The organism is Virgibacillus sp. AGTR (assembly GCF_016919725.2).
GTDB classification, from domain to species: Bacteria; Bacillota; Bacilli; order Bacillales; family Amphibacillaceae; genus Virgibacillus; species Virgibacillus salarius.
Genome location: NZ_JAJERH010000123.1, coordinates 1 through 5,416, shown reverse-complemented (window position 1 = coordinate 5,416; position 5,416 = coordinate 1). Strand labels below are relative to the sequence as shown.

Below are 5,416 nucleotides of genomic sequence, written 5' to 3'. Positions count from 1 at the left end.
GATTTTATACTTTCTTATCTTTGAACAAAAGCGCAAGCACCCGATTAAAAATGTAGCGACTGGAGCAAATCAACGGAGGTAAAGAAATCAAGGTGACTTGTGAACCGATAATGACTTAGCTTAGAAGCAATTCGTGGAGTCGCCTTGTTCTGGGAACTGGAGCTGGACGCGGCTCAACACGCGCCTATTTATCCACATGAGCAAATTTTATCATTTCCTAAACTACAAAGAAAATGGTTGGTAACACTGACCAACCATTCTATATGAAACCTTTCGTATTTCTATTTTACTGTCATTTCGTAAAAATCTAAACTATAGGCTGTTCCAGCTTTAGGATTATCTGTTCTCTCCAGCTTACCCTTGTATAATATATCTCCATTATTTAAGTCAGCCACATGCATAGATAGATTACTGCTCTCCGTTTGTTTCCCACTAGTAATATACAGTTTACCATCTTTCATACGGTATTGACCCCAATTTATTTCAGCATCTGTGACAGCAGTTTCCCCTGTTAATTCAGCTGCTTTTTCATCAATCTCCGGCATATCAGGCGGTTTCGGTAGTTCAATCTGAAAGCTATTCGTCACCTTTTGTTCTGCGATAGCAAATGTTGTTATTTCTATCCCCTTTGCTGTATTGTGTAAAAAATAAATATTATCATCATTCACAGGTATAATTTCTTGCTTTTGTAGCTTCTTAGGAATATCCAGTTGAACCTTCTCTCTCGTCTCTAAGTTAAACGTGAATAACTTACTATCCTTTACAACATCTTGATACGATCCGTCTTCGAGCTGTTCCGGTTCATAATAATCAGCTTGGAAAACTATATCGTTATTTTTTTCAATATCCTCTGGATCTTGAAGTAACATAATTTCTGTATTGTTATCCTCTCCACCATTGGTATAAGTAACAATACTTTCTTCATTAATAAGCTTTTCTCCCGTTAAATTTATGCGATAAATTCGTAATTCATTACTCATTTGATCATCCGTCGTTACTAACTCATTTCGTGTAATAACATGAAGGTTTTCGTTTGTTACTACTACATCCTCAACCATCATGTAGCGATAATCATCTTGGTTTGGAATATCGACCGTAAATGAAACCTTATCATTCTTATCCTTGTAAAGCACATCAATGTTTAACTGAAAGTCTGATTCTGTATATGTTTGTCGATCCCATTTAGAATCAGCCTCAGCATAAACAAGCAGTTTATCATCCTCGTAAAAACGTGTTAAGCCATCCTTTCCTCGCATAAAATTACGGTGCTCCGCCTGAAGCTCTTCAATGATTGGATGCTTTCGCATTCCTTCGAGCTCTTCAACAAGAGAAAGCTCACTCCGATACGTCGTCCCGTCTGCAGAGATCATTAATTCATTATGATATAAATCTTCCGTTAATGAACCGCTAAGCTGCGCACGAGCTATTACGTCATCATTACCAGCTTGCTTCTTCCATTCAAAAGCAGGAAGCTGGTTTTCAGCCACAGCCTTTTGTATATAAAACGCGCCAATAACGAATATGGCGAATGCTGCAATTATAATTAATTCCCAATAGCGTTTCATTCCTTCTTCCCCCTCTATACAGTGATTCGATGTTTCAATAGAAAACTACTTAGCCAGATGGAACAAGCAGCAACGAATAGCCCTAATATCACCTCAATGATGATTAACTCTACGAGATACAAATAATTCTTCTGTAACAGTTCCTGAATAATAATTGGTAAGACAAAAACTGCTGCTGCGATTGCACAGTAACCAATGCCAAGAAATATCCCCTTCCATCGATAGCTACGCTCTAAAAGAATACCTGTAAAAATAACGAAGACTGCCATAAAGCCAACAGCATAGTAAAGAATTAATTTAGTAATGGTTGTTGGTATGATAATATCGAGGATATGAAAATTTTGAATAACTTGACTCACAACCATATCTGTCCGAAATTCATTAGGAACCATCCACTGATAAATCATATTTTCGATAAATAATAAAACGATTTGTAGCGCAATTAATCCCAGCACCATTAGAAATATAGAAGTTGCTTTGGCGAAAAATACATTAATCCGAGCCGTAGGCAACATAAGTAGGCGATAAATAAAAGTATTCTTCCCGAACCAATCGCGGTACCAAATAAAAAAGACATAAAAGATTAATGCGACAATACAAAGGGCAATTGGGCCCAAGAACCAAAGTGTTTGTGTCAGATTAAACAAACTAGATCTACCGTAGACTTCAAGAAACTCTGCTTTTGGCATCTGTTCCTCATAGATTACTTTATTCATCTCATTTAAGTAACTATTAGAATAAACAATTACGCCAATAATCTGTGAAATAATGGTGATGGCGATTAATACTAGATACAGCTTGAAAAACCTGCTCAATTCAAAGCTTGTTAATTTTAAATAGCTTTTCATGACTGATACACCTCTCTCATCACATCCACTACTGATTTCCCTTCCATTTCTCGAACTTCCTCTGTGTTAAATTGCTTAATAACAACACCCTCATCGAGTAGTACAACCTTATCAATCAAGTGTTCAATATCACTTATTTCATGTGTCGTTATAATAACACCACGATCTTCGATTAAATGACTGGTAAACACATCAGCAATTTGTTCTCTACTAAACATATCGATCCCAGAGAATGGTTCATCCATTAGTATATAATCAACATCTAATGCTAAACCAAGTAATAGGTTCACCTTTGCTGTATTCCCTTTTGATAATTGAGCGATTTTATCCGTAGGATTTAGCTTAAAGAATTGGAGTAGGTCTGTTGCCCGTTGCTCATTCCAGGACTTATAATAATCACGCATAAATTGCATGGAATCGGCTATTGTCATGTTCGGTAAGACAGTTATTGCATCGGGAATGAAAGTTAGTTTATCGAAGCTTTCCTTTTTAATTTTTTCTCCATCAATTAATATCTGTCCTTTATTTATCGGCGTCAGTGCCATAATTGCATTCAGGATAGTGGTTTTTCCAACACCATTAATACCAATTAAGCACGTAATCTCTCCTTTATTTGCACTGAAACTGACACCTTTAAGTACCTGCTTTCTCCCAAACTTTTTCGTAATATCCTTTACCTCTATCATTGCTGTCCCCCCTTTTCATCACTTGCCTCTTCATATTTTTCTCTTAACAATTCAACTAACTCATCAAACGGGACTTGAATTGAATGGACAGATGCAATAAATGCGTGAACAGCTTCTAAGAGAAGCTCTTCACGAACAGATTGCAGCATCTCCTCATCCCTTGTTATTTTACTGGGCAAATTACGCTCGGTATAAATCAATCCTTGCTCCTCCATTTCCTTATAAGCTCGTTGAACAGTATTTGGGTTTATCTTTAACTGACCTGCCAGTTCTCTGCGTGACGGTATTTCCTGTCCTGGCTCCAATTTATTCGTAGCTATTTGTTCTTTGAAATGTCGTACAACTTGAACATAAACAGGATCACGATTATTAAAATTCACCTTCATAGCAACAACTCCTAATCATGTCATTAGATGCAATTCTCATGTGTATCAACCTATTAATACACTAGGTGTAAAAAAATTCGCATTACTGTATTAACCGTATAATACGCCTATGCAATGTATTATACGGTTAATACAGTTGGCCTGTCAATTCTTTTTTTAATTCTTTTAATGAGAAAGCATTTGATAAACATACGACTGTGCTTTATATGCTAGAATAAAGTGAAACTTCCATCCGTGGCGGTTTTGTTTATCTCCCACTGATTGCTAGTACCACAAAGGTATGACCTAAACGCCTTTGAATTAATCAGACATTTATTGGCAGTCGATCCCGCACTTACCAATATTGGTTTCACTTTATTGCTTGAGGCAGGAGCTTAGAGCCAGTTATATGCGGGATAAAAGATATGCATGATAATGTATTAGATGTAAATATAGAAAGGAAAAGATATTATATGAAACTCGTATCCTGGAATGTTAACGGTATTCGTGCTTGTGTTCGGAAAGGCTTTCTCGACTATTTTCATAAGGTAGATGCGGATATCTTCTGCCTCCAAGAAACAAAGCTACAAGCCGGACAAATCGATCTAGAGTTGGAAGGATATTACCAATATTGGAATTACGCTGAAAGAAAAGGCTATTCAGGTACCGCTGTCTTTACAAAACAGCAGCCTTTATCTGTTTCGTATGGAGTTGGTGAACAGGAAAGTGAGGAAGAAGGTCGAATTATTACACTAGAATTTGAGAATTTTTATCTTGTTAATGTCTATACACCAAATGCCAAAAGAGATCTGACTAGACTTAATTATCGGTTGCAATGGGAAGATAAATTATTTCTATACCTGCAAGCGTTAGACGAACGCAAACCTCTTATATATTGTGGTGACCTCAATGTAGCTCATCAAGAAATTGATCTAAAGAATCATAAAACAAATCACGGAAATTCTGGGTTTACTACAGAAGAACGCGGAAAAATGACTCGTATTTTGGATAATGGCTTTGCAGATAGTCTCCGTTACTTCCATCCAGATACAGAGGGGCTATATTCGTGGTGGTCCTATATGAAGACCATTCGTGAACGAAATATCGGTTGGCGGATCGATTATTTTATTGTATCTGATCGTCTAACAGCGAAACTAATTGATTCTAATATTCATTCACATGTACTAGGTAGCGATCACTGCCCGATTACTATGGAAATAAAGTTATCCTTCTATTCGTGAGGTCTCTCTCCCCTCATTATTCTAAAATCCGCATACACTTCAAGCAATCGCCAGTACGCATCTGATTGGTTCAACTATACCTAAAGTACGTTGCACTTAGCTTACAAATCCGACTTTTTCGGGATCCGGAGATAGTCTTGAGGTGATGACGGTCTGCTCGTTCATACAGGATAAATCTGTAATCTACGGTTCATCTTCCGTTCATACTTCTTTCTTATTATAAGCATTGTACCATTCTATGAATGAAAAGGAGCGTTTTTGTTGAATACATATAGTAAAGCTTTATTGCGTTTTTCTGCTGTTTTTGCATTGATTGGTGCTTTTATTGGTTCACATATGGCTGGAGCTGGTGGCTATGAATTTAAAACTGTACATGCTCATATTCTTGTCGTTGGCTGGCTAACATTATTTGCTTGGGCAGTGTATTATAAGATTTTTACACCTGTCAATAAAGTAATCGCAGCACTCCATGTATGGACTGCAATTATTGGTGCAATCGGGTTAACAAGTGGCATGTGGCTTTATTACTTGCGCCCCTTTGCAATGAACGAAGCGGTAATCACCGTGTTCTTTATCGTTGGTGGCTCTATCTTACTTGTCAGCTTCGCATTATTCTTGCTATTAACCTTCTTGAAAACAGATGAGGACATGAAATAAATTCTAAGCCATTTTTCACTTTTAAGTTTTTATAAAGTGAAACTTCCATCCGTG

At 37.0% G+C, this 5,416-nt stretch carries 6 protein-coding genes; 2 read left to right on the top strand and 4 right to left on the bottom strand.

What is annotated here, in order from left to right; translation table 11 throughout:
- Positions 1 to 281: 281 nt before the first annotated feature.
- Genes JUJ52_RS22415 through JUJ52_RS22400 form a run of 4 tightly spaced genes read right to left on the bottom strand, consistent with a single transcriptional unit; the run spans position 282 to position 3,485 of the window.
- A complete protein-coding gene (locus JUJ52_RS22415; RefSeq protein ID WP_205389515.1) occupies positions 282 to 1,565 on the bottom strand; it encodes a hypothetical protein in 1,284 nt (427 codons plus the stop codon).
- A 14-nt stretch (positions 1,566 to 1,579) separates the two neighbouring features.
- Positions 1,580 to 2,413 carry a hypothetical protein gene (locus tag JUJ52_RS22410; protein WP_205389514.1) on the bottom strand — a complete coding sequence of 278 codons (834 nt, stop codon included), beginning with the start codon at positions 2,411 to 2,413 and terminating at the stop codon, positions 1,580 to 1,582.
- A complete protein-coding gene (locus JUJ52_RS22405) occupies positions 2,410 to 3,099 on the bottom strand; it encodes an ABC transporter ATP-binding protein (RefSeq protein ID WP_026682914.1) in 690 nt (229 codons plus the stop codon). The genes JUJ52_RS22410 and JUJ52_RS22405 overlap by 4 nt, the downstream gene beginning before the upstream one ends.
- Positions 3,096 to 3,485 (bottom strand): GntR family transcriptional regulator, encoded by a 390-nt coding sequence (locus tag JUJ52_RS22400; protein ID WP_026682915.1) that lies wholly within the window; start codon positions 3,483 to 3,485, stop codon positions 3,096 to 3,098. Before JUJ52_RS22400 ends, JUJ52_RS22405 begins: the two co-directional genes overlap by 4 nt.
- 452 nt (positions 3,486 to 3,937) lie before the next feature.
- On the opposite strand from JUJ52_RS22400, the gene JUJ52_RS22395 reads away from it, so the two are divergent.
- The gene (locus tag JUJ52_RS22395) at positions 3,938 to 4,705 is read left to right on the top strand and encodes an exodeoxyribonuclease III (protein WP_026682916.1); all 768 of its coding nucleotides are present in this window, start codon (positions 3,938 to 3,940) and stop codon (positions 4,703 to 4,705) included.
- 261 nt (positions 4,706 to 4,966) lie between these two features.
- Positions 4,967 to 5,362, top strand: a complete 396-nt coding sequence (locus JUJ52_RS22390; protein ID WP_121604452.1) for a hypothetical protein — start codon at positions 4,967 to 4,969, stop codon at positions 5,360 to 5,362.
- The last annotated feature ends 54 nt before the right edge of the window (positions 5,363 to 5,416 follow it).

Bases quoted from the DNA above. Each gene is read 5' to 3' on its own strand.
- JUJ52_RS22415 (WP_205389515.1), bottom strand. From the start codon at position 1,565: ATGAAACGCTATTGGGAATTAATTATAATTGCAGCATTCGCCATATTC.
- JUJ52_RS22410 (WP_205389514.1), bottom strand. From the start codon at position 2,413: ATGAAAAGCTATTTAAAATTAACAAGCTTTGAATTGAGCAGGTTTTTC.
- JUJ52_RS22405 (WP_026682914.1), bottom strand. From the start codon at position 3,099: ATGATAGAGGTAAAGGATATTACGAAAAAGTTTGGGAGAAAGCAGGTA.
- JUJ52_RS22400 (WP_026682915.1), bottom strand. From the start codon at position 3,485: ATGAAGGTGAATTTTAATAATCGTGATCCTGTTTATGTTCAAGTTGTA.
- JUJ52_RS22395 (WP_026682916.1), top strand. From the start codon at position 3,938: ATGAAACTCGTATCCTGGAATGTTAACGGTATTCGTGCTTGTGTTCGG.